This window comes from Saccharibacter sp. 17.LH.SD (assembly GCF_009834805.1).
Classification (GTDB): Bacteria; Pseudomonadota; Alphaproteobacteria; order Acetobacterales; family Acetobacteraceae; genus Saccharibacter.
In genome coordinates this window covers 1-24,102 of record NZ_WVHO01000011.1, presented here as the reverse complement: position 1 = coordinate 24,102, position 24,102 = coordinate 1, and the positions used below count along the sequence as shown (strand labels likewise).

Genomic DNA, 24,102 nt, shown 5'->3' with positions numbered 1-24,102 from the left:
TAAATGGGCCTTACAATTTTGCCAGAACGGTTTCGCCTCCAATCATGGTCTGTCCTTCTTTGACCAAGGGCGTGATGCCAGGAGGGAGATAGACATCTGTACGTGAGCCAAAACGTATAAGGCCAAATCGATCTCCTGCTTGCAAATATTCATCTTCTTTGACATCGCACAGGATACGGCGGGCAATAAAACCAGCAATCTGGACAACGCCAACTTGTCGACCATCACCAAGTGTTACGCGGAGTTCATTGCGTTCATTATGTTCAGAGGCTTTGTCGAGGCTCGCATTAAGAAAACGGCCAGGATGGTAAGCAATTTTAGTGACTGTGCCGCTGACGGGCATACGATTTACATGAACATCAAGGACAGAAAGAAATGTTGAAACACGCCAAACAGGTTCATTTCCCATCTCGAGTGCGGATGGAGGCACGACCTGGGAAATGGAGGTGATACGTCCGTCAGCACTGGCGAGGACTAGCTGATCAGTGTCTGGAGATACCCGTTTGGGGTTGCGAAAGAAATAGAGGCAAAATCCGGTAAAGGCGAAACCAGCAGTACCAACAGCACGCGTCAAACGCCAACGGGTGGATCGACCGATGATACCGGTGAGTAGACCTATGCCCAAAAACGGGTAAGCGGCACGATGTGGAGGAGAGAGGACAAGTTTGAAAGATTGAATAAGTGACATAAACCTACTCTTACGTTACCAGCGGTGTGGGTCAAGCATTTGACACACGCCGATCATACGAGAATATAACAAAGTGTGTCGTATGAGGGATGATTCATAATGATTAATATTCAGCCTATCCCTGTTTTAAAAGATAATTATACGTGGTTTGTCAGGAGTTCTGACGGGCGAGGGATTTTGATTGATCCTGGTGAGGCCGCTCCCGTTGAGGCGGTGGTGAATGATAATCCAATCGAGGCGATTTTCCTGACTCATCATCATGCTGATCATATTGCCGGTGCGAATGCCTTACGTGAACGTTATGGGGCCGCTGTTTATGGTCCATCCAATGCTTACGCGACATTGGACCATATTTTACAAGGCGGTGAAACACTGACTGTTGCCGGAATAGCGATTCATGTATTGGCGAGTCCAGGTCATGCTGTGGGGCATCTTTCATATGTTCTTCCTGAAGTGCCGGCGCTGTTTTGCGGTGATGTTTTATTTAGTGGCGGCTCTGGACGATTGCTTGAAGGAACGGCGGAAGAGCTTTATCGCAGCTTACGAGCCTATGATTCACTGTCAGATGAGACACTTGTTTGCGCTGGGCATGAATATACAGCAAGCAACATGGCCTTTATTGCCTCACTGGGTATAGAGACAGAGGCTTTTCGTAAGCGTAGAGATGAGGTAACGGCTTTGCGTGCAAAGGGTCTACCGACGTTACCTGTAACGTTGGGTATTGAGCGGAAAACCAATCCGTTCCTTCAGGCAAAAGACAGCCAAGAATTTGCCCGTCTTCGCCAATTAAAGGATCATTTTAGGGGGTAGTTTCACCCCGCGATGATATCAAGCCCGATATCAAGGGCTGTCACGCTGTGGGTCAGCCAGCCAAGGGAGAGGACATCGACGCCTGTTTCAGCTTTGGAACGGGCATTATCAGGGGTGATCCCTCCAGAAGCTTCGGTAATGGCGCGTCCGTTGATCATTTTGACGGCACGGCGTAGCGTTTCTGGGTCCATATTGTCGAGAAGATAGGCATCAGCACCTCCCGCAGACAGAGCGGTTTCCAGCTGTTCAAGAGAATCTACCTCGAGTTCAATTTTCATCAAATGGCCGGCTCTCTGGCGTGCTGCTTTGAGGGCATCCGTCAAATTGCCTCCCAGAAGCGCGATGTGATTATCTTTGAGCATGATGGCGTCATCTAAACGGTGGCGGTGGTTGCTTCCGCCTCCTGCGCGGACAGCGTATTTCTGGAGAGCGCGCAAGCCAGGAAGAGTTTTTCGCGTGCAGCAGATTTGTACACCTGTTCCCTTAACACGGTTTACGATTGTGGCTGTTGTTGTCGCAATACCGCTGAGATGAGATAGAATATTTAGAGCCACGCGCTCACCGCCAAGAAGCGCAGCAGCATCTCCCTTAACGGTTGCTAAGATATCACCCGGGGCGATGGTATCACCATCGTGCTTATAGGCGTGGAAATGAAGAGATGGGTCAAGCTTTTCAAATGTCAGGCGAGCACCAGGAAGGCCCGCGACAACACCGTGCTGTCGAGCACGGAAAGAGGCTTGCAGTGTGGTTGCCTGTCCGAGGAGAGCTTGTGTTGTCACATCCCCTCCTGTGCCAAAATCTTCACGAAGGGCCGTGGTCACGACGGGTTCCCAAAGAAGATCGGGTAGGAAAAGAGTAGAGTGCATAAGGTTACTTTATGTTGAGTGGAAGATCGACCAAGCTCAAGCTAGAGCGTTGGGGTGTGTCGGATTGCGGGGCATCATCGCGATAATGCCCGCCGCGGGATTCGTGACGCTTGAGAGCGGCCCATGCGATAAAAGAGGTCGTAAGCGCGCAGGCATTATGGGAAGCAAGCGGAAGTGTCTTCTCCAATAAATGGGTGAGGCCGTCTTTGTTGCGAAGAATACCAGCTCCCTTCTCCATGTCCTCTTGTAATGTCCATTCTGTGGAAAGGAACGTTGGTCGATGTTTGGGGAGAGTGCATACAGAAGGCGGCGGAGAGTAAGCGGCAATATCCTTAGCAACCCATTCTCCGCAGATCAGTGCTTCAAGAAGGGAGTTGCTTGCAAGGCGGTTAGCCCCATGAAGGCCGGTGCAGGCCACTTCTCCGCAGGCCCACAGACCAGGTATTGAGCTTCGACCGTTCTGGTCTACAGCGATTCCGCCCATATGATAATGCATCGCAGGCCGTACAGGGATGAGCTGTGTATCAGGGTCTATTCCGATTATGTGACATGCTGCTGTAATGCTGGGGAAGCGCTCGCTGAATGTGCCATTTTTTAATGCGCGGCCATCCAAAAAAACATTATGGCCTTCTTTAAGTTTGGCAGCGATTGCACGGCTAACAATGTCCCGAGGGGCGAGTTCCTCAGTGAAGCGTTCATGCGTGTCGAGGACAAGGGTTGCGCCTGCACCGCGAACAGCTTCGCTAATCAAAGAAAGACGATTGTGTGTTTCTGGTCCTTTGAGCGCGGTCGGATGGAACTGAGTAAATTCCATGTCGGCTAGTCGTGCTCCAGCATGTGCCGCTAACGCAATCCCAACGCCTCTATTCGTAAGAGGAATGGTCGTATGACGATATAGGCCACCACAACTACCTGTCGCCAGAACGCAGCATGATGTTGGGATATAGCCTGCACTGGTCCAGACACCACGAAGGAGCCCGTCTTCTACGTGGAAACTTACAAGATGATGGCCAGACAGCTTGTGAATATCAGACTGTTGTTCAACTCTATGTGAGAGTGCACGTGTAATAAAAGCGCCGCTCTGATCCCCGCCTGCATAGACAACACGCGGGTGACTGTGGGCGGCTTCAAGATGTAAGGCTAACGAACCTGTTTTGGGATCACGTGCAAGTGGAACATCCCATTTTAGCAGTGTTTCAACAGCATGTGGCCCTGCTTGGGTAATGGCTCGTACAATCGACTCATCGCATAGTCCTGCACCAGCCTGAATCGTGTCGTTTGCGTGAGATTCAGGGCTGTCATCAGGAGAAATGGCGGCAGCCATACCGCCTTGTGCAAGTGCTGTTGAGCGATTTTCGTGTGGACTTGGAGAAGGCGCAATGAGGAGGCAGGGGCGATTGAGGTGAAGGGCTACAGATAAACCACCCAACCCAGAACCGATGATAATAGGCCATCCAGCATAACGAGAAAGAAGAGAATCAGTCATGGAGGTGCCTAGGTGAGAGGGAAAGAGATTGTGGAAGAAGATGTTTTCTCCCAGCAGAATGCGTTAAATTGCCAGCATACGCTCCACAGCGAGGCGAGCTGGTGCTTGTAGTGCATCAGGGATGAGAACTTCCGTACTCATCGTTTCGAGTGCCTGGCGAATATTCTTTAATGTGATTCGTTTCATATGCGGGCAAAGGTTGCAGGGACGAACAAAATGCGTCTCAGGATACATGGCGGAAAGATTGTCGCTCATGGAACATTCTGTAATGAGCATAACTTTCTCAGGTTTATTGTCCTCAATGTAATTGATCATGCTGGCTGTTGAACCGGCGTGGTCCGCCGCGGCGACGACATCGGGGGAGCATTCAGGGTGAGCGATGACGCTGAGTGGTCCCTGTAACCGTCTGTATTGGCGAATTTCTTGAGGGGTAAAGAGCTCATGCACCTCACAGCGTGCTGACCAGGTATGCATTTTAATGCCCGTTTCGTTTTCAATATTACGTGCCAAAAATTCATCGGGGATCATGATCACTTCTGGAACCCCGAGGCTTTCAACCACACGGCGTGCGTTTCCGGAGGTGCAGCATATGTCAGTCTCCGCTTTTACCGCAGCAGAGCTATTGACGTAGGTCACGACAGGGACGCCGGGATGTTGCGCTTTTAGCGTCCGTACATTTTCAGCGGTGATCCCTTCTGCAAGAGAGCAGCCTGCTTGATCATCAGGGATGAGAACAGTTTTCTCCGGATTAAGCATTTTCACGGTTTCTGCCATGAAATGTACACCCGCCATAATGACGACTTTTTGCTTAATGTCTTGAGCGGCCCGTGCGAGGGCGAGACTGTCGCCACGGATATCTGCAACGCAATGAAAAATTTCGGGTGTTTGGTAATTATGAGCAAGAATTACGGCATCGCGCTGACGTTTCAGCTCCATGATAGCGGCAATGTCATCCGCAAAAAGAGCATCCCAATCTTCCCGTGCCATGAGAGATTTAACAGGACGATAGAGATCATCGCGAGAAGGAAGGGCCGCAGTATCCTGCAACATGTCCGAAAATCCTTACAGTTTCTTTTATACTCATAGTGAGCATAAAAGAATGAAAAGAGGAAGAGCTTTCTGCACTATTCTTCTTAAAAGGAATGTAACGTTCAGTGAGTTTATGGAGGTGACTGCTGAACTGTCTTAACTCAGCGGAAGCATGGCCCCACTGAGATAGCAGGATGTCGCGGCTGAAGGGCGAAAGCGGTAGAGTTTCGCTGGGCGGCCAGGCGCCGTTGCATCACGGGCTCCCGTTTCTTCTACAAGATTTTGGTGAAGGACGAGGCGTCTGAAATTGGGTTTATGCATTGGACGGCCAGAAAGATTCTCCATCGCTTGTTGGAGCTGCAAAAGAGTGAAGGCTTCTGGCAATAAGTCAAAAACAATGGGGGTATAGCGAATTTTGGCACGCAAACGAGAGAGTGCCGTCGCGAGAATGCGTCGGTTATCATAGAGAGTCGTTGCCGTCACGGTATCTGAAGAAGCGCGTGATACAAGTCCAGCCTCCCAAAGAAGTTCATAACGGTCCAGCACTTTTTCATCATCCCATGGAAGATCATGGAGTCCGAAGGCTGATGCTACACGTCCCATACGTTCCGAGTTGCTGCGTGCCCAGAGTGTAATCTCGTGGCGGAAGCGCTCGAGAAGTGAGGCGTTATGGCTTGAACGGCGATCCTCCCAGGGGAAATAATCATAAAGGGAATGGGCGTCATGCAGTGCAGGGTCAAGCACTCTGGCGAGAGCAAGGTACGAAATACGGATAAGCTGACGTTGAGATGCTTTTTGGGTGTGATCAGTGAATGTGTAGAGCTGCTCCATATGTCCAATTGCGCAGCCTGTATGGCGTTCTGCCCATTGATGGAGCCCTTTTTGCAGAGAACGATGACTGATGGTGAGCGGACCAGATGGGAGTTCCTGTCCTTGGTTAACAGTAAGGATATGGGGGGCGAGAGGCCCTAAGGTGATGACAACGGTGAGAAGATCAATTTCACAGAGTTGTTTTTGAGTCATTGGGTTATTTGGGCGAGTGGAGGAGCATTTGATACAGGGCGCGAACTTTCTCAGGAGGTAGTCCAGACAAATGCCATTGGGCAAGAGGGACGCTGAGCGTTATGGGATGTTCTTCTAACGTATCGTCATTAGGAGATGGCACAAGGTAGCGTTTTAAACTTGCGAGAATATTTGGAGCAAGGCGTTGCTGGAAAATGGGCAGATCAAGAGCGCTGTAAAGCCCCAGGCGCCAATGTGTGAATTGAAGAAAAAGAAGACCATTCCCGTTGGGTAGATTCAATGTCCCACTGAGAGAAATGTGCGTAGGCGGAAAACGAGGAAGGTTTCCGTTAGGTTGTGCCGTGAAAGGAATATCAATGCTGATATCGTGGATGTGAAGAGGAATACCTTGTTTCAAGGAAACAGAGAGTGGCGTATTTGCTCCAGCAAGAGAGAGAGCCATATGGACATTATGCAGTGGCAGATTCAAAGGGAAAGAAGCCTTTTGTAGGGTGGCAAGCCCTATAGTGAGTTGTAGGCCTATACGGCTTTCATGAGGGTTGGCAGAGGGATTAACAAACAGCGTTCCCTCTATCGGGGCGAGGTGTAGTGGGTAGGGGCTGCCATTATAAGAGAGCGCGATATCACTGCTGTGGAATGTTAGTGAGAAAAATGCATTTTTGGTGGTTATCGCTGAAGGTGAAAGTGTCAGATCATTCAGATGTAACGTTATAATGTGATCATCTTGCAGAATTCTAATGATGAGTGGATTGGGGAAATGAATAGGTGGCATCGTGTTGTGGAGGCCATACCACAGCCACGTCCACCATGTGCCCCCTAACTTAACAGAGGATGAAACACCACCAATTTGGATGTTGTCATGGTGGTAGAGGAGCTTGGGCATAACGCTGTATAATTCAGCTCCCCAAGGCCAGCCTTTGCGTTGTGTTGTTGAGAAAGAAAGCTCCACACCATAAGCAGCACTGGATTGCTGGAATGAGACGAGCTGGTGTGCAAGGAGAAGCGTGGAGCGGTAATAGATCCATAAAGAGACGAGAAGCAGTAGGGAGCTGACGAGAGTGCCTATCGCTACGGACCGGATGAGGTATTTTCGCAGCATCTGGCTTCCTTAAATGTGGCGCGTGAGAGAGCGTGAGCGGCTCTAATATGTTATCAGAATGGAGTAGATAGGGATATTTTATGGGGTCTCGCGTGGTAAATGATGGGCGTTAGACAAATCATCCCACGCTTTTTCAAGAGCCGGGATGAGATCACGGCCTTTCATTGGAGGTAAAGGGTTACCGATCGCGACGATAAGAGACCCTGGATATTTACGCCAAGGAGAGCGTGGCCAGAAAAGGCCAGAATTTGTTGCGACAGGAATAATAGGTGCTTTGGCCTGTCGGGTAAGCGCGATGATACCATTTTGAAGTGGCACGCGTTCCCCCGGACGAACACGTGTGCCCTCGGGGAAAAGAATAATTTGACGGCCCATTGTTTGCGCATGAGCGACGGTGTCCATCATCTTACGAAGGGCTTGAGATCCACCTTGTCGATTTATAGGGATCATGCCGCTTAGGAGTAACATGGGGCCAACGAGGGGAATTTTGGTGAGCTCTTGTTTGATGACATAAGCTGGAAGAGGCACGGTATTCATCCAGACAAAGCCATCGAAAAATGATTGATGCTGAGAGGCGATCAAAACAGGCCCAGCAGGGATATTCTCTTTTCCTGTGATGGTAATACGTATGCTGCAGAGATGTTGGAGGCCCCATAAGACAGCGTGTGACCATAATTGAGCATAGCGAAGGGCTAAGTCATGTTTCTTCATCAAGCGTATGGGAAAAGCAATGATCCCCATAATGAGAGTGAGAATGATAAGATAAATGTTAAAGAGAGTACCGCGTATTAAGCTCATCATAGTTCAGTGCATGACCTAAAATACTGTTTCCAAGCAAGCGATTTTTTATGGGCTAAGGTCATAAGGGCGTTGAGGGGCGTGGATGACAGAACGAAGAAAAGCACCGAGTAGTTTAATATATTCACGTGCGAGGATCCGCCATGTGTGGCGGTGCCATAGGGATGTCGTATCTTCAGGTTTGACGGGATAGGGGAAGAGCTGAATCCCTGGTGCAAGCTCATGAAATTCGATCATTGCACGCCTCATATGATAATCCGCCGTAACGATTGTAAGATGAGAAAGTTGGTAATGATGTGCCCAATCGGCCGTTTCACGCGCATTGCCAACCGTGCTAATGGCACGGCGGCCTAATGTAATGTGAGGCAATAATTGTGGTGAGATGGGGTGCGCCCGCAGGTCGACAATTTGGTTGAGTTGGGCATGAGGTGCAACACCTGAGATTAGGAGCTGCAGAGAGGGATGTTTTTCCAGGAGGTATAGAGACGTCGTGATACGATCTTTACCGCCTGTTAAGGCAACAATACCGTCACATTCGGTAGGGAGGCTATCGGGCTGTGGTGTCGATTTTAGGAGGGTATCAGAGCAAAACCAGAGAAAGCCGCCCGGCCCGATGATAATGAAAAGAATGGCGCCGATTTTTATAAGATAGCGGGAAATGTGAGATAGGGCCTTCATAAGGAGGATCGTGTCGCCTGTAAAAGCCGACGATGGCTGATAAGCGCACTTATTATTCCCTGTAAGAAGGGGAGGAAGAGCAGCACCATAATATGCAATGGGGTGATAGAAGTGGATGTGAGCCAGGTCTGTGATTGTGTTGTGAGGTGCAGAAAAGGTCTTACTAGGGATGATATAGAGGTCAGTAACGTGAAGAGAATGCCCAGACCGACGAGACCTCCAGCAAGTGCTGCCCCACCAAAATATATTGCACGAGAACGATAAAATTTTGATAGAGGGTAGCCAAGCTTTTCAAGAAGAGAGAGATTTTTGTCTTGGCGTAAAGAGAGCGTATTGAGTGATAAAAATAAAGCTCCAAGGTTAGAAAGAATACCTGACATAAAACAGAGCCCAGCAATAAGAGATGAGCCCCTTTTTAATACGGCTAATAAGGGTTGGAGTGTTTCGCTCTGTGGATTGGGTGGGAGGATGAGCGTGTTCGTATCGAGATGGTGTACCGCGTTCTCTAAAACACGATAATCACCATTGTAATGGAGTGTTATGATGGCCGGTACGGGATCAGGCCACGGTGTTGCACTCCAATGTGCGAGGAGGGTGTTGATTTCGGCTTTACTCAGAAAATGGACGTGATCACTACCGGGTAGTTGGCTTACAGCACGCATGATGGTGGCGATATGTTCATTGGAGGTTGAACGTCCATCAAGAGTAGGAACGGTAATGAACGTAGTATGATCAAGCCGTTGTTCCCAGCTTGCACTGAGTGTTTGCCCTCCCCATAGGGCAGCGAATCCCAAACCAAGCCAAAGAGTGCTTAGGGCGGCACAGATGGCGAACCATCCATAGCGAAGCGAGGGAAGACTACGTGTAATGAGAGAGGAATGTCTCATGATAACCGAGGTTCGCGTCGTTGGTCGGAGTAAGGTGCAGAGAGATTGGGCGAAAGAGTGTCTCTTTCAGAGTCACGCTTTGAAGGGGTGTTGGAGGGTAGATGAAGTATAGAGGCGGGGGGGTCTGAGCATATAGAGTCATCATTCGTTGTTAAAAGAATGGTGCTTCCCGACTGAGCAAGGTCATTTAAAACAGAGAATAAGCGTACACGAAAATCCGGTAAGCTTATGAGAGGCGATGCCTCAATAAGGAGAAGGGGTGGTCGTCTGATTAATGTGCGTGTGCAAGCGAGCTGCCAACGGACAAGGAGTGGGAGAGACGCTGGGAGGCGATCTGCATAGAGATCGAGTTGGAACCAGCTGAGAATTGTTGATGTTTCACGTAAATATTCGCTGCGTTTCACCCCATTAATTTCGAGCGGAAGCGCAATATTTTCACAAACGGTCAGCGTATCGCAGAAGAGGGGGTTCTCTTCGAGAAATCCTATACGTTGCCGAAGCGATGTAAGAGTACGAGACGAGGTTCGCGGCGTGATATCTTGATCAAAAAGGCGGAATACGCCTTTGAAGGGGCGTTGGAGCGCTAGTGTTTCTAGTAAAGCCGTCTTTCCACTGCCACTGGAACCGACGATCCAGCATAAAGCGCCTCTTTGTAAGGTCAAAGAAACACGTTGCTCCGTTCCTACATGGTGATGAGGGGCGACAGGAAGAGAGAGATCATGCAGATTGATCATGGTCATATCATGCCGGAAAAGAAATTAGAGGCGACGGCCGATCCACGTTGAAAGTGTTGCGGCAGCAGCGGCAAGCGCCATGAGAAAAAACCCATCGACGATTAAGCTATGCGGTGTGAAGACATGGCCAGAGAATGTGAGCTGGGTTGGAAATGAATGCGTTATATGGTCAATGAGATTGCGTGTTTGTGGGTCATGTGTAGCGGCATCCATGCTTTCGCTTGCTAAGCCGATAATATGTGGGACTAAGGACCAACCAATACCTACGATGAGGAAGAAGGGGGCAAAAAGCTCAGCGATTTGTAGCAGAAAGCAACATGCAAAATGGGAGACTACCCAGCATCCTTCCCAGACGAAGGGAAGATAAGACCGAGAAACGTGGGAGTGTTTTCTTTCTGTTACCATGCGTTCATCAGCATGATGGGGAGTGTTCTGGTTCATGATGGGTAGTCATCCATTCGTAAGGGAACTTTAGTGCTCTATAGCGAAAGATTAGCTGTATGTAGAGGAAGACGTTCGTTAATACGAGCCTCTTATATAGCATTATGTCGCGGGCATGTCTTTCTGGTTACTATATCTCAGTAGGATAGTAATCGTTTTCACTCGTTAATCATATTTCCATAGAGAGAAAATAAAGAGCCTTCTTCTGTGGGGCCTTGTCTTCTCTTATCAGTCGCCCAATTTGGAGAGGTATGATGAATCAAACTGTTTCGCATGATCCGGTCGGCTGGCGTGGCACGACCATCTTATGTGTGCGTCGCGGCTCACAAGTGGCAATGGCAGGGGACGGGCAAGTGAGCCTCGGCTCGACTATTATCAAAGGGAATGCTCGGAAAGTCAGGCGTATTGGTCCTGGCGGGAAGATCCTAGCAGGCTTTGCGGGCGCGACTGCGGACGCATTTACGTTGTTGGAGCGTTTGGAAGGCAAGTTAGAGCGTTATCCTGGGCAATTGGAACGCGCCTGTGTTGAGCTGGCAAAAGATTGGCGGACGGATCGGTATCTTCGTCGTCTAGAGGCCATGATGGCTGTTGCGGATGAACATCGTTCTTTCACGCTGACTGGGAATGGTGATGTTTTAGAGCCTGAAGATGGGTTAATTGCTATTGGGTCAGGAGGGAATTTTGCCCTTTCTGCCGCGCGCGCTTTACTGGATATTGAAGGGCTGACTGCCGCGGATATTGCGCGCCGGGCCATGAAGATTGCTGGTGATATTTGCGTTTATACGAATCATTCTGTTCGGCTTGAAATTTTAGGTGATGAAGAAGTGAGGCGTTCATGAGTGCTGTTGAATTTGCGCCCCGGCAGATTGTGAGCGAGCTGGATCGTTTTATTGTCGGGCAGAATGACGCAAAGCGGGCTGTGGCGATCGCGCTGAGGAACCGTTGGCGGCGAGCCCAGTTGCCTGAAGGGCTGCGTGAAGAAGTTGTCCCCAAAAATATTTTAATGATTGGCCCAACGGGGTGCGGTAAGACGGAAATAGCGCGGCGTTTAGCACGTCTGGCCAATGCACCTTTTTTAAAGGTTGAAGCAACAAAATTCACGGAAGTTGGCTATGTAGGCCGAGACGTTGATAGCATCATTCGAGATCTTGTTGATGCTGCGCGGACGATGCTGCGTGATCAAAAACGTAAAGAATTTAAACCTCAAGCAGAGGAGGCTGCAGAAGAGCGGTTGTTAGATTCTTTGGTTGGTAAAGAAGCAACAGCGGATGAGCGGTCACGTTTCCGTAAATTGCTGCGTGATGGTGCTTTAGAAAATAAAGAAATTGAGATTGAGGTGATGCCTGATGCGTCATCCCCATCTGGGGCAGGTAGTAGCGGCGAATTTCCACCAATTCTTCCTGGGCAGGTGATTAATCTGGGAGAGATCATGCGTGGAGCGATGGGACGCGAACCTTCCCGGAAGAAAATGACCATTGCCCATGCGCGTGAGCATTTGATTCGTGAAGAAGCGGACCAATTGTTGGATGAAGACGCTTTGGCGCGAGAAGCTGTGCGCTATACGGAGCAGCACGGTATCGTTTTCCTGGACGAAATCGACAAAGTTTGCGCGAGATCGGAGCCAGGGGGGCGCGGTGGAGATATTTCACGTGAGGGTGTTCAGCGTGATATGTTGCCGCTTATTGAGGGGACGACGGTTAATACACGATATGGGGCGGTAAAAACGGACCATATTTTGTTTATTGCTTCGGGAGCTTTCCACTTAGCGAAACCGTCTGACTTACTGCCTGAGCTCCAAGGGCGTCTCCCCATTCGGGTAGAGCTGTCCGGTCTAACGCGTGATGATTTGCGCCGCATTCTGCTTGAGCCTGAGCATTCATTGATCAAGCAATATATTGCGTTGATGGCAACAGAAGGCGTGTTGTTAGAGTTTGATGAAGCGGCTATTGATGCTTTGGCTGAATTAGGTGCGGAGATTAATGAGCGTGTTGAGAATATTGGTGCGCGTCGTTTGGCGACTGTTATCGAACGTTTACTTGAGGAAGTTTCTTTTACGGCGTCTGAGCGTTCTGGGGAAGTTATTCGCATTACTGCTGAGGATGTTCATGAAAAGGTGGCGCCATTAGCCCATAAGGGAGACTTGAGTCGTTTTATTCTCTGATGCACTAAGTGTCTGAGTTTTGACCAATATGGTAGTGATAAGGGGTCGTTTGAAATGTCTGATAATGTTGGGTCGCCTTTTGTCATACCAGAGGAGGGGCGTGCATCGGAAGCGATTGAGAATATAGGCGATGAGTTAGCGCTTTTTGATGACTGGATGGCACGCTATCAATATATCATCGAGTTAGGCCGGAAGATTCCGGCCTTTCCGTCTCAATGGCAAGACGATACTCATCGCGTTCCAGGATGCCAAAGTCAGGTGTGGCTAGAGGCAACGGAGAAGGATGGAAAGCTGTTTTTCTCGGGAGCTTCTGACGCGGCGATTGTTCAAGGTCTCGTGGCATTGTTGCTTAGGGTCTATTCTGGGCGTAGCCGTGAGGAAATTGTGGATACCGAGTCCTCTTTCTTGCATGATCTGGGCCTTGTGCAGGCGCTCTCGACAAATCGGGGTAACGGTGTCGAAGCGATGGCTCAAGCCATTAGAAAGAGAGCAGCAACGGCATAATCGCTGTTCCAGTAATGTAAAATTTCTTACAAAAAAGCCCTCGCCCATTGGAAAGGCGAGGGCTTTTTCTGTTGGGGAGGAAGCATCAATAATAACGAGCTTCCTTCTTCTTGTTTGATTAAGGCGCGTTAACGCTTTGTTTGTTACTTGGCAGCTGGGTTCTCTGCAGGCATTTTTGCATCAGGCATATCAGGCTTTAATGGCATGTCTGACTTCATATCAGATTTCATGTCTTTCATTGCCTTCATGCCGTCTTTTTTATCGCATTTCGCGAACTGACCTTTTTCGTTACGGCAAGGCTTAGGTTTGTGGTCCTTCTCGCATTTTGCGAATTGGCCTTTTTCGTTACGGCAAGGATGGGCATGGCCTTGTGCAAGAGCTGCTTGCCCTGCCAGGGTGCTAACAGCAAGAGCGGCTAAAGCGAAGCGGCGTAACATCATTCTCAATTCCTTCCGAGAGGTATGATCTTCTTTCATTCTGCCTCTGGAGCAGATGTTTTCTTCTCTAAACTATGTAAGAGGCAAATAATAGTTAAGCCTCTGTCATATATTGTTAACGATCAAAAAAGGGGAGGAGCACTAAGCTCCTCCCCTCGTCCGATACATCAACAGTATGAAGTTCTTACTTTTTATCGGCAATCGCGTCATCCGGTAGCTTATAAGCGATTAAATAATCGCCCATACGGCTCAGGAATGAACCATGTCCACCGGCATAGGTGACGATATATTGGTGACCATTAACGGAATACGTCATCGGTGTGGATTGCGCTCCAGCTGGAAGGCGATCTTTCCAAAGAACGTGGCCGGTCGTGATGTCATAGGCACGGATGTAATAATCCATGGTTGATGTCAGGAAGGCGACATCACCTGCCGTGGACATGGAACCACCCAAGCTTGGTACCCCGACTTTAAGAGGAGGTAGTGGGATTGGGAGAGAGGAACCATGCATCGCGTCACGGATTGTTCCGTTACGGTGCTGCCAAACAACCTTGTTCGTGCGCAGATCAATACCTGCAACAGTACCCCAAGGTGGGTTACGGCAAGGAAGGTTAAGCCCAATTGGCGTCAGGACTGGGTTTAGGAACGCATGCAAGTTAATGGCATATGGAATACCATAATTGGGTTGCAATCCTGCTTCACCACCTTTTCCTTTGGCTTCTTCTTGGGGCCATAGTGGGTTTTTAGGCCCGCGAGGCACAAGTTGGGAAACGAAGGGAAGATAAATTGGGTTTGTGAAAGCGACCTGTCTTTGTGGATCGACAGACAATCCGCCCCATTCGAATACGCCGAGGTCTCCAGGGAACACAAGTGTGCCCTGCAGTGATGGTGGTGTGAATGGTCCATCATAGCGAAGGGTGTGGAAATAGATGGTGCAGACCATCTGATCAAAGATCGTAGCACCCCACATATCTTTGTCAGCTAGCGGTTTTTTAGGACGCAGGCTTAAGTCAGAGAAAGGTTGTGTTGGGCTTGTTCTGTCGCCTGGTGCAGGTTGTTGAGGAACAGGTCTCTCCGTCACAGGTACGATAGGCTTACCGGTGCGGCGGTCGAGAACGAACAGATCACCCGTTTTTGTTGGAATATAGATCGCTGGTACGTTGGTGCCATCTTTTTGCGTGATGTCAACTAAGCTTGGCTGAGAAGGGACATCCATATCCCATAAATCGTGATGAACTGTTTGGAAGAACCAGACAAGTTTACCCGTATCTGCATTGAGAGCGATAATACCTGGAACGAAGCGTTCAGCTTCTTTAGAGCGGTAACCACCCCATTGATCTGGCGTTCCAACACCCATTGGAATGTAAACTAGATTTAGGTTCTTGTCGTAGGACGAAACAATCCAGGAGTTAGGAGAGTTAGCATGGAAATGAGGATGCTGTTCGCTGGGCATCTCATTGGGGTCTGGGTTTGCAGCATCAAAGACCCAAGCTAGACGACCTGTATAGACGTCATAGGCACGTGTAGCCCCAGATGGTTGGTGGACTGAACCATTATCACGGACCGCGCTGTTAACGATGATATATTTGTCCGTAACAACAGGTGGGGATGTTGGCTCATATTCACCAAGGGTTGTGTAAGGCTGATGAGAGAAGCGGAGATCAACTTCGCCATCGTTTCCGAAAGCGTGGCAGCGCTGCCCAGTAGCCGCATCAACTTCCAAAACGCGACCATCATTAACCATCAGGATGATTCGGTCAGCGCAATCTGTACCAGAAACAGCTTTACCTTCGGAGTCTACTGGGTTCGCAGGTTTTGTGAACTTGCTAACACCGCGGCAGGTAAGATGTTGATAGCTAGGCTTAATAACGACTTTTGGATCAAAAACCCATTTTGTTGTACCTGTTGCGGCATCAACAGCAAAAAGTTTCTGATGGATTGAGCAGAAATAAAGCGTTCCATTAAACTCAATCGGTGTCGCTTCGTTTGTTGCTTCACCCGGGTCGGTTGGTTGAGGCAGGTCGTGGGTACGCATGACCCAAGCAACCTTAAGTTTATTAACATTTTTGGAATTAATTTGTGTGAGTGGCGACCACCGATCACCCGCTTGGGTGCGACCATAGGCGTGCCATTCTTCATCAGGTACATTTTCAGGGTTGGCTGGGTGCATGTTAGCGATCGTCGTAGGCAATGAGCCGGCCTGATCGCTAGGGTCCATAAAGAAGGTTGTTCCTAAGAGTAGAACACCTAAAGCAACGCTTCCATAAAGAGGAAGAGTTGCGGCACGACTTGCAGAAAGTGGACGAACGGTGATGGGGAGAAGGAGTACGACCCCCAAGATGACAACAACGTCAAGTCGTGGAACAAGAGCCCAGAAATCGAAACCAACTGAGCTTAATGCCCAAATGAAGGTGCCGATCAGGATAAGAGCGTAAAGTGCTAATCCTGTGGGATTTCGTTTAAATAGAAGCACTGCGGTCAAAAAAAGACCAACACCGCTTATAAGGTAATAAAAGGGGCCTCCATCGACGACAGACCAAATGCCGCCAACAGCCAGGATAAGGCCAATAATTGCTACCACCGCGGCAACAAATTTTAGCCAAATGCCCCCCGTTTGGGATGTAGAAGACATGAGAAACCTCAACCTACGACTAAAAAGCGCGTAACTAAAAAAGATTAAAACGGGTTCACCTTTGTTTAAAGCACAGAGATAGGGCATGGGGTCAAGTTATGATAGGTCCCAATTTTGATCTATGTCATAAAAATGACGCGAAATTTAGGGATTGTGGGGGTCAAAGGGATTTTTTAAGGAATGATGGCGTGAGGCGATGATTCGTCCTTGAGATTGTTAGGGAAACCCCCTATAAGCACGCCACTAATTCACGCGCCCGGGCTCTAGTAAGGCATGCCCGGCCGTGGGGTTGCTCGGTTCTGCTGGGGAGCCTACTTGTATAGAGGAGATCAAAATGCCTAAGATGAAGACGAAGTCTTCGGTCAAAAAGCGGTTTAAAATCACCGCGACCGGTAAGGTGACGTGTGGTCCGGGTAACAAGCGCCATGGCCTGATTAATCGCCCTCAAAAGATGAAACGCAGCAACCGTGGTCCTCAGACAATGACGGACATGGATGCGCGTACCGTCAAGCAGTGGGCACCCTACGGGCTGTCATAAGGAGTTAAGAAACTATGGCACGTGTTAAACGGGGTACAACAACCCACGCCCGTCATAAGAAAGTTCTCGAGCTCGCTAAGGGCTATCGTGGGCGTTCTTCCACAAATTACCGTATTGCGTTAGAGCGCGTTGAAAAGGCGTTACGTTACGCTTATCGCGATCGTCGCAACAAGAAGCGCGAATTTCGCTCTTTGTGGATTCAACGTATCAGTGCCGCTGTGCGTGAACATGGCCTGACCTATAGCCGCTTCATTAACGGGCTCAATAAGGCTGGTATTGAAATCGATCGTAAAGTGCTTGCTGCTATCGCTTATGATGATGCAGCTGCTTTTGCTGAGATCGTACGTAAAGCCCAGGCGGCCCTGTAAGAGAAATTTTACAGCTGGTATCTGGCTGCCTTTCTATAATTAACTGTATAGAAAGGCCTATGACTGGCGGGCTGCCCTGCAAAAGCGGGGTGGCCCGTCTTTTTTGGTGGTGGAAGATAAGCGTATGGCCAACGACCTCGAAACGTTGAAAAGAGAGACACTTTCGGCCCTTACGGCTGCTCACACGCAAGTAGAGTGGGATGCCGTTCGTGTGAGTACTCTAGGGCGTTCTGGTAAGCTGACGGCGTTATTGCGTCAGCTTGGTAGTTTTTCCCCGCAAGAGCGTAAAGAACGTGGGCAATCATTGAATCGTTTGCGTGATGAGCTTACGGCCTTGATTGAAGAGCGTGGAAAAGAAATTGAGGAAGAGGCCCTTCAACAACGTCTCCAGCAAGAACGTGTTGATGTTACGCAGCCACCAACAGTACCAGTTCAGGGGAAGATTCATCCTATCAGTCGTACGATTGAAGAAATAACAACAATTTTTTCTGCGATGAATTTTCGTGTCGCCGAAGGCCCGGATGTTGAAACGCAGTGGCATAATTTCTCAGCATTGAATACACCGGCACACCATCCTGCGCGTACAGAACAAGATACATTTTATTTGCCCCCAGAAGCGGGGAAGGAAGAAGCACGGGTCTTAAGAACACAAACGTCAGGGGTACAAATTCGTACGATGCTTGATGATGGCGCCCCTGTGCGGATCATCGCGCCTGGTCGCACGTATCGTGCAGATCATGATGCGACTCATTCTCCAATGTTTCATCAATGTGAGGGATTGGTCGTTGAGGAAGGCATTACCTTGGGGCATCTCAAAGGGTGTCTCATCGAATTTTTACGTGTTTTCTTTAATAAACCTGAGTTGCCTGTAAGATTTCGTGCATCCTATTTCCCTTTTACAGAGCCTTCTATGGAAATTGACATAGGCTGGTCAAAAACGAGTGGAGAGATTGGTGCGGGGGCTGATTGGCTTGAAGTGCTCGGTGCAGGAATGGTGCATCCGCGCGTACTGGCCAATTGTGGTTTGGATCCGCAGCGTTGGCAGGGTTTTGCCTTTGGGATGGGGGTAGAACGTTTAGCGATGCTGAAAAACGGAATACCTGATTTACGTTCTTTCTATGAAAGTGATTTACGTTGGTTACGTCACTACGGTTTTTCAGCGCTTTCCCCGGCAACCTTGACGGAGGGATTCTGATATGAAGTTCTCACTTTCATGGCTGCGGGATTATCTGGATTTTTCTGTATCGCTTGAAGAATTATGCGCCACACTTAATCGGATTGGTCTGGAAGTAGAGGGAGTCGATGACCCTTCTAAGCGTCTTTCCGGTTTGCGTACAGCGCTTATTAAAGAGGCTACACGGCATCCAGATGCGGATCGTTTACAGCTTTGTCGCGTCGATGGGGGTACGGGATTTGAGGATGTGCAAGTCGTGTGCGGTGCACCGAATGCGCGTTCAGGGTTGCATGTTATTTTTGCGCCACCCGGCACGTATATTCCAGGAAGTGATATCACGATCAAAGCTGGGAAAATTCGTGGGCAAGCAAGCGGGGGAATGCTGTGTTCTCTGAAAGAGCTTGGGTTAGGGGAAGAAAGTAACGGCATTGCCGAGCTCCCAGAAGAGGCTCCTATTGGGGCTGACTATGTGCGTTATGCTAAGCTAGATGATCCTGTCATTGATATTGCCATTACGCCTAATCGAGGTGATGCGCTCAGTGTGCGTGGCATAGCACGGGATTTAGCCGCAGCTGGGATTGGGACGTTAAAGCCCTATGTGCCGGCTAAAGTCGAACGTCACGGAGAAAGCTCCATTAAGTGGCATATTGACCATCCAGCTTGCTCCTATGTGACGGGAACGCTCATCCATGGTGTGACAAATGGACCGAGTCCGGCGTGGCTTAAACGCCGCCTAGAGAGTGTTGGTGTGCGTCCACAATCCGCGCTCGTTGATGTGACGAATTATCTCATGATCGCCCTTGGTCGCCCGCTTCATGTATTTGATGCACAGAAGCTTAAGGGGAAATGTTTGACACTCACCCATGCGGCGCGTGAGACATTTCGTGCTCTTGATGGGCAGGACTATGTGTTGGGTACACAAGATCTGGTCATTGTTGATGAGAACGGTGTGCAATCTCTCGCAGGTATTATTGGTGGGGAGCACAGTGCTGTTGATGACATGACAACAGATGTGTTCTTGGAATCGGCTTTCTTTGATGCGGTACAAATTGCGCTGACCGGGCGGCGTTTAGGTGTGCAAACAGACGCGCGTTACCGCTTTGAGCGTGGGATTGATCCAGCCTTTGTCAAAGAGGGATTAGAGGCGGCGACGGCTCTCATTTTGGAGCTTTGTGGTGGTATCGCAACAGAGGTAACAGAAGCAGGACAAGTCCCCCAGTGGCAGCGTCGTGCAGGTTTGCGTTTTGAACGGCTGAAGAGTTTTGGTGGGCTTGAGGTATCGGCTCGTGATGCTGTTGCTTCTTTAGAAAAGTTAGGCTTTGAGGTTCTAGAACAGACAGAAGAAAAGGCTGTTTTTTCTGTGCCGTCATGGCGCAACGACATTGCGTCAGGTCAAAGCTTGGATCAGGCAAGGAGTCTCTCTAAAGAGCAAGCGGAAATGGCGGCAGTTCATGTCGCGGATGTGGAAGCGGAGGTTGATCTCATTGAAGAGATCTTACGTCTTCGTGGTTTGGATGCCGTCCCTGCCGTACCTCTTCCTCAGACGACAATGGTTCCTGCTGCGGCCTTAACACCACAACAGGCACGTAATGGAGCATTACGTCGTCTTTGCGCGTCACGTGGTATGATGGAAACGATTGGCTTCTCCTTTGTATCGGATCAGGACGCCGCTCTGTTTGATGATGTGACGGAAAGCGAACGCTTGTTGAACCCGATTGCTACGGATTTAAATCAACTGCGTCCAACGCCGTTGATCAATCTTTTGTCGGCATTGAAGCGGAATATAGCCCATGGTTTTGGCGTAGCTGGGGAAGCTTCCTTTTTCGAATTAGGGCCATGTTTTGGCCAGAAGGGGGCACATCTGGTTTTGGCTGGAGTCCGTGGTGGGACAACGGCGCGAGCTCCTGGGCATGCTGCGATTGAACCGAGTTGGATTGATGCAAAAGCAGATCTAATCGCTGCATTAGAGAGTATTTCTATATCGGAGAGTTCGCTCAACACGACGGCAGATGCTCCAGCCTATTATCATCCAGGTCGGTCAGGGCAATTACGCCAAGGACCTAAAAAAATTCTTGGTCGATTTGGTGAGTTACATCCGCGTGTTGCCCGTCATTTCGGTCGAACAGGTAGTGTAGCGATCTTTGAATTACTGGTGGATGATATTCCGCTGTCTAAAACAAAGCGTAAAGCACCACCTATTTTGTCGGCTTTACAGCCTGTGCGGCGTGACTTTGCTTTCCTTGCAGGAAAAGAAGTTACCATTCAGGATGTTATTAGGGCTGTGCGAGGCGTAGATCGTAAGTTAATTGAGGATGTGAGACTATTCGATATTTTTGAGGGCGGGAGTCTTCCTGAAGGATACCGTTCATTGGGTATTGAAGTGGTGTTGCAGCCTCAAGGTGAGAGTCTCAAAGAGGTTCAACTAGAAGCTTTCTCTCAAGCGGTTGAAGAGGCTGTAAAGAAAGCGACTGGGGCGACATTGCGGCGCTAGACATAGCCAGAAGGCTGCAAGAAGAAGGAGAGACACGTTATGGTGCATATGGTTCCTGTTCAAGGACAAGTGCCACTGCATCATCATGGCCGTGTTATCTGGATTCTTGCAGGGGAGGCGAGCGGTGACATTATTGGTGCACGCCTTATGCAGGCGTTGCATCGCCGTGATCCTGCCTTGGTGTTTGCAGGAGTTGGAGGCGGTAGGATGGAAGTCCTCGGCCTCCGGAGCCTTTTCCCCATGAGTGATTTATCCGTTATGGGGTTCGTGGAAATATTACCGCGTTTACAACTTCTGTCTCAGCGGATGATTGAAGCTGTTCAGGATATTGAATTACGGCGGCCTGATATTGTCATTACAATTGATAGCCCCGGATTTTCACTGAGATTGTTGCGACGTATTGAGCCCTTAGGGGTAAGGCGCTTGCATTATGTTGCACCACAAGTGTGGGCGTGGCGAGAAAAACGGCTGCGTCGTTATAAAGGTTTGTGGGATCGCCTCCTATGCCTGTTGCCGTTTGAGCCCGAATGGTTTGCTCAACGTGGATTTGAAGGGCGTTTTGTTGGCCATCCGGTTCTTCAATCGGGGGTTATGGAGGGAAATGCAGAACGTTTTTTTGTAAGGCATGATATCGAACGGCACCGTCCCGTTATTATTCTTATGCCTGGTAGTCGACGTTCGGAAGTTCCCAAACTCTTGCCAATTTTCCGGAAAATGGTGGAGTTGTTACGCCGTGATTTTCCAGATATTTGTCCGGTTATTCCAGTAACGCCTGTGATGTCCTTAAAAGTGAGGAAGATGGTGGCGAAATGGCCCTGTCATCCCATTATCGTGGCGGATATTCACGATAAGCATGATGCTTTTCGGGCGGCACGTTGCGCATTGACAAAGTCAGGAACCTCCACGTTAGAACTGGCGATGGCAAACGTCCCGATGGTCGTTACCTACAAAGTGAATCTTCTTTCTGCCTTGATCGCGCGCTGGATGATTAAAGTGCCTTATGTCGCTATGGTAAATCTCCTTGCGGGGCGGGAAGTGGTGCCTGAAATGTTGCAGGAGAAATGCACGCCGAAGCAATTGGCGGAAAAAGTTTCAGAAATTTTGAAAAACCCAGAGATAGCCGATGCACAGCGTGCTGCTTTTGCGGATGTTTTAGGGCAGCTTGCCCCAACAGGGGAAAGAACCCCTGCTGATGCTGCTGCTGATGAAGTAATGGATTTGATGAATACCCCTCTCTCAGAGTTGGAAAGGTAGGCTCCTCGGCTCCGTGACAAAATTGAGATTTTTATTAGAAGTCGTTATCGGTTTAGGGGTGGAGCGATTTTCGGGAATAGTTTCAGGTAATATCATTTTCATAGTGAAATGATAATGTGAGCAGCGCGATGGCATTGCCGTTATGGGATCGACTACCGCGACCCCGAGGCCATGCTGTTTAAACTAGTTCGTGGGTTCAAAACTTGAAATCCTCCTATATTAAGATCAAGGATTTTGAGGTTGTGTACGTTCCGGAAAAGGAACAAATAAAACTCTTTCAGTTCTAGGGTGGCCTGATGGGAGGAGTGCGCCTTATTGAAAGGCAGTTTGGGGGGCGTCTAAAAACCAGTGAGCCTAGGGATTCAGCTTACCTACAGATTTAGACTGGAGCATCCAAATCTGCCTTTTGATATCGTTTATTCGCCAAGCTCTAAAAATAGAGTTGCCACAAAGAAAGGGATGGCATATTTCGCATAAATAATTTGTTAAGGAATCGTTTTGATGAATGAAAACCATATTTTTTCTGCCGGCCCACACCATAAAAACATTTCGACACCATCATCATTAAAATCAGATCATGATTCGATCTTTCAAAGAAGTGCTGCTGCTGGTTTTTCTGATGACGCAACGTCATTGGATAACAAAACTGGGGGAAGTCATCCTTCTTTATTGCCAAATAGCAATAATCAAGGTCATTCTATTGAGGACATGGCTTTTACCGTTAAAGCCGATGGGACATCGCTCTTAAATACGTTGAATATTCCTCATGCCATTTTAGAAAAACACAACATCTTACAGGAGTTAGATAGCCCAACGCTATATTTCGGAAATTTTGATTATGATGAGTATGGAAATCAGTCCCAAGTAAACAACTTTAGCCCTATGACCTCACCTGATAGTGGTTGGGGGAATCCATGGGATCTTCCCATCCGCCCGCCAAAACATTCATGGTATTCTTATAATGGGCATGAGTTTGAAACGGTGCGTCACCATCATCGTCGTCATAGAGTTGATTATCTCATCTCTAAACAAACAGGTAATATTGCAACCTATCAGGCGTCAGATGGCTCGACCCAACAACTATCCTATGGTGTGATGGCAACATCACTGACACAAGACACACAAGACATCTTAGGGCGTGATCCAAGTGATGGCGAACAAGATAAGATGTTTAGTATATTGGAAAATGGAGGGAGTTTTTCAGATGTTCGAGCAATGATTGCTCACAGCCCTCAAGTAACCACTTCTATAAATATGCTCTATCATAATGCGACAGGAGGAGATGCTCCTGACTCATTAAAGAATAGTATTGCAGATAAATTAACAAATGGTCAAAACTGGTCTCAGACTCAAGGGAGCATACTTGACAGTAAAGAATTACAAGGTTGGTTGCATAATACACTTCAAGATAAGCTTGGTTTTGTTAATGATGCCCAACAACAACAGATATTCTCAGAAATACAAGCGGGACAATCTTACCAACAAACAATTCATGAAATTGCTTTTTCCAAAGAAGGCCGTGAAGCGGTCGAGAACATGTTTAAAAGCCTCGACTTAGGTCAACCTGACGATCGTCAATATGGTGTATTTCAAGGTGCGCTTGCACAAGGCGATAGCTCTTCAGAAATAAGAATATATGCGTCTCAGGGGCCGGAGGGCCATGAAGTAGTCGATAAGATGTTCCAGAGCCTTGAGTTAGGGAAGCCAGATGCACGTCAATATGGTGTTTTCCAAGAGGAGCTTGCCCGAGGGAACACACCTGAAGAGATCAGGAAATATGCGTCTCAGGGGCCGGAGGGCCATGAAGTAGTCGATAAGATGTTCCAGAGCCTTGAGTTAGGGAAGCCAGATGCACGTCAATATGGTGTTTTCCAAGAGGAGCTTGCCCGAGGGAACACACCTGAAGAGATCAGGAAATATGCGTCTCAGGGACTAGAAGGCCATGAAGTGGTCGATAAGATGTTTCAGAGCCTTGAGTTAGGGAAGCCAGATGCACGTCAATAT

23 protein-coding genes are annotated in these 24,102 nt (G+C 48.8%); 10 read left to right on the top strand and 13 right to left on the bottom strand.

Translation table 11 applies throughout. From position 1 onward, the window contains the following. Positions 1 to 10 precede the first annotated feature (10 nt). Positions 11 to 688, bottom strand: a complete 678-nt coding sequence (locus GS501_RS06875) for a phosphatidylserine decarboxylase (protein WP_160831141.1) — start codon at positions 686 to 688, stop codon at positions 11 to 13. 99 nt (positions 689 to 787) lie between these two features. Between GS501_RS06875 and gloB the strand changes: the two genes are divergently transcribed. Next, entirely contained in the window at positions 788 to 1,498 is a 711-nt protein-coding gene (gloB, locus tag GS501_RS06870) for a hydroxyacylglutathione hydrolase (protein ID WP_202405347.1), read from the top strand. Between the two features lie 2 nt (positions 1,499 to 1,500). Here gloB and nadC read toward each other — a convergent pair whose 3' ends face one another. The 10 genes from nadC to GS501_RS06820 form a co-directional block, all read right to left on the bottom strand. Beyond that, the gene (gene nadC / locus GS501_RS06865; protein ID WP_160831140.1) at positions 1,501 to 2,364 is read right to left on the bottom strand and encodes a carboxylating nicotinate-nucleotide diphosphorylase; all 864 of its coding nucleotides are present in this window, start codon (positions 2,362 to 2,364) and stop codon (positions 1,501 to 1,503) included. 4 nt (positions 2,365 to 2,368) lie between these two features. After that, positions 2,369 to 3,850, bottom strand: coding sequence for an L-aspartate oxidase (locus GS501_RS06860; protein WP_160831139.1), 1,482 nt, complete (start codon positions 3,848 to 3,850; stop codon positions 2,369 to 2,371). 63 nt (positions 3,851 to 3,913) lie between these two features. Further along, the gene (gene nadA / locus GS501_RS06855; RefSeq protein ID WP_160831138.1) at positions 3,914 to 4,900 is read right to left on the bottom strand and encodes a quinolinate synthase NadA; all 987 of its coding nucleotides are present in this window, start codon (positions 4,898 to 4,900) and stop codon (positions 3,914 to 3,916) included. Between the two features lie 135 nt (positions 4,901 to 5,035). Then, a complete protein-coding gene (locus tag GS501_RS06850) occupies positions 5,036 to 5,902 on the bottom strand; it encodes an NrtR DNA-binding winged helix domain-containing protein (RefSeq protein ID WP_160831137.1) in 867 nt (288 codons plus the stop codon). Between the two features lie 4 nt (positions 5,903 to 5,906). Beyond that, positions 5,907 to 7,001 carry a hypothetical protein gene (locus GS501_RS06845; RefSeq protein ID WP_160831136.1) on the bottom strand — a complete coding sequence of 365 codons (1,095 nt, stop codon included), beginning with the start codon at positions 6,999 to 7,001 and terminating at the stop codon, positions 5,907 to 5,909. A gap of 78 nt (positions 7,002 to 7,079) precedes the next feature. Beyond that, positions 7,080 to 7,799, bottom strand: coding sequence for a lysophospholipid acyltransferase family protein (locus GS501_RS06840; RefSeq protein ID WP_160831434.1), 720 nt, complete (start codon positions 7,797 to 7,799; stop codon positions 7,080 to 7,082). Between the two features lie 48 nt (positions 7,800 to 7,847). Continuing rightward, positions 7,848 to 8,477, bottom strand: a complete 630-nt coding sequence (locus GS501_RS06835; RefSeq protein WP_160831135.1) for a YdcF family protein — start codon at positions 8,475 to 8,477, stop codon at positions 7,848 to 7,850. Then, positions 8,474 to 9,364, bottom strand: a complete 891-nt coding sequence (locus GS501_RS06830) for a hypothetical protein (protein ID WP_160831134.1) — start codon at positions 9,362 to 9,364, stop codon at positions 8,474 to 8,476. The genes GS501_RS06835 and GS501_RS06830 overlap by 4 nt, the downstream gene beginning before the upstream one ends. Further along, positions 9,361 to 10,104, bottom strand: coding sequence for an ATP-binding cassette domain-containing protein (locus GS501_RS06825; protein WP_160831133.1), 744 nt, complete (start codon positions 10,102 to 10,104; stop codon positions 9,361 to 9,363). Before GS501_RS06825 ends, GS501_RS06830 begins: the two co-directional genes overlap by 4 nt. Positions 10,105 to 10,122: 18 nt before the next feature. Then, positions 10,123 to 10,539 carry a hypothetical protein gene (locus GS501_RS06820; protein ID WP_160831132.1) on the bottom strand — a complete coding sequence of 139 codons (417 nt, stop codon included), beginning with the start codon at positions 10,537 to 10,539 and terminating at the stop codon, positions 10,123 to 10,125. A 251-nt stretch (positions 10,540 to 10,790) separates the two neighbouring features. Here GS501_RS06820 and hslV point away from each other — a divergent pair, with 251 nt between their 5' ends. Genes hslV through GS501_RS06805 form a run of 3 tightly spaced genes read left to right on the top strand, consistent with a single transcriptional unit; the run spans position 10,791 to position 13,204 of the window. Then, positions 10,791 to 11,378: an ATP-dependent protease subunit HslV gene (hslV, locus tag GS501_RS06815; RefSeq protein WP_160831131.1), complete on the top strand. Its 588-nt coding sequence runs from the start codon at positions 10,791 to 10,793 to the stop codon at positions 11,376 to 11,378. After that, positions 11,375 to 12,700 carry an ATP-dependent protease ATPase subunit HslU gene (gene hslU / locus GS501_RS06810; protein WP_160831130.1) on the top strand — a complete coding sequence of 442 codons (1,326 nt, stop codon included), beginning with the start codon at positions 11,375 to 11,377 and terminating at the stop codon, positions 12,698 to 12,700. The genes hslV and hslU overlap by 4 nt, the downstream gene beginning before the upstream one ends. A gap of 54 nt (positions 12,701 to 12,754) precedes the next feature. Then, positions 12,755 to 13,204: a SufE family protein gene (locus GS501_RS06805; RefSeq protein ID WP_160831129.1), complete on the top strand. Its 450-nt coding sequence runs from the start codon at positions 12,755 to 12,757 to the stop codon at positions 13,202 to 13,204. Between the two features lie 143 nt (positions 13,205 to 13,347). On the opposite strand, the gene GS501_RS09965 is transcribed toward GS501_RS06805, so the two are convergent. Together GS501_RS09965 and GS501_RS06795 are read right to left on the bottom strand one after the other, a co-directional pair. After that, positions 13,348 to 13,644, bottom strand: a complete 297-nt coding sequence (locus GS501_RS09965) for a hypothetical protein (protein WP_237442462.1) — start codon at positions 13,642 to 13,644, stop codon at positions 13,348 to 13,350. 181 nt (positions 13,645 to 13,825) lie between these two features. Next, positions 13,826 to 16,273: a membrane-bound PQQ-dependent dehydrogenase, glucose/quinate/shikimate family gene (locus GS501_RS06795; RefSeq protein ID WP_160831128.1), complete on the bottom strand. Its 2,448-nt coding sequence runs from the start codon at positions 16,271 to 16,273 to the stop codon at positions 13,826 to 13,828. Positions 16,274 to 16,607: 334 nt separating this feature from the next. Between GS501_RS06795 and rpmI the strand changes: the two genes are divergently transcribed. From rpmI to GS501_RS06765, 6 genes are all read left to right on the top strand, one after another. Further along, a complete protein-coding gene (gene rpmI / locus GS501_RS06790; protein WP_160831127.1) occupies positions 16,608 to 16,811 on the top strand; it encodes a 50S ribosomal protein L35 in 204 nt (67 codons plus the stop codon). A gap of 14 nt (positions 16,812 to 16,825) precedes the next feature. Further along, the gene (gene rplT, locus GS501_RS06785; protein WP_160831126.1) at positions 16,826 to 17,179 is read left to right on the top strand and encodes a 50S ribosomal protein L20; all 354 of its coding nucleotides are present in this window, start codon (positions 16,826 to 16,828) and stop codon (positions 17,177 to 17,179) included. A 124-nt stretch (positions 17,180 to 17,303) separates the two neighbouring features. Then, entirely contained in the window at positions 17,304 to 18,374 is a 1,071-nt protein-coding gene (gene pheS / locus GS501_RS06780) for a phenylalanine--tRNA ligase subunit alpha (protein WP_160831125.1), read from the top strand. A 1-nt stretch (position 18,375) separates the two neighbouring features. Then, entirely contained in the window at positions 18,376 to 20,844 is a 2,469-nt protein-coding gene (gene pheT / locus GS501_RS06775; protein ID WP_160831124.1) for a phenylalanine--tRNA ligase subunit beta, read from the top strand. A gap of 39 nt (positions 20,845 to 20,883) precedes the next feature. After that, the gene (lpxB, locus tag GS501_RS06770; RefSeq protein ID WP_160831123.1) at positions 20,884 to 22,098 is read left to right on the top strand and encodes a lipid-A-disaccharide synthase; all 1,215 of its coding nucleotides are present in this window, start codon (positions 20,884 to 20,886) and stop codon (positions 22,096 to 22,098) included. A gap of 501 nt (positions 22,099 to 22,599) precedes the next feature. Continuing rightward, on the top strand, positions 22,600 to 24,102 hold a 1,503-nt coding region (locus GS501_RS06765; RefSeq protein WP_160831122.1), incomplete at its 3' end, for a hypothetical protein.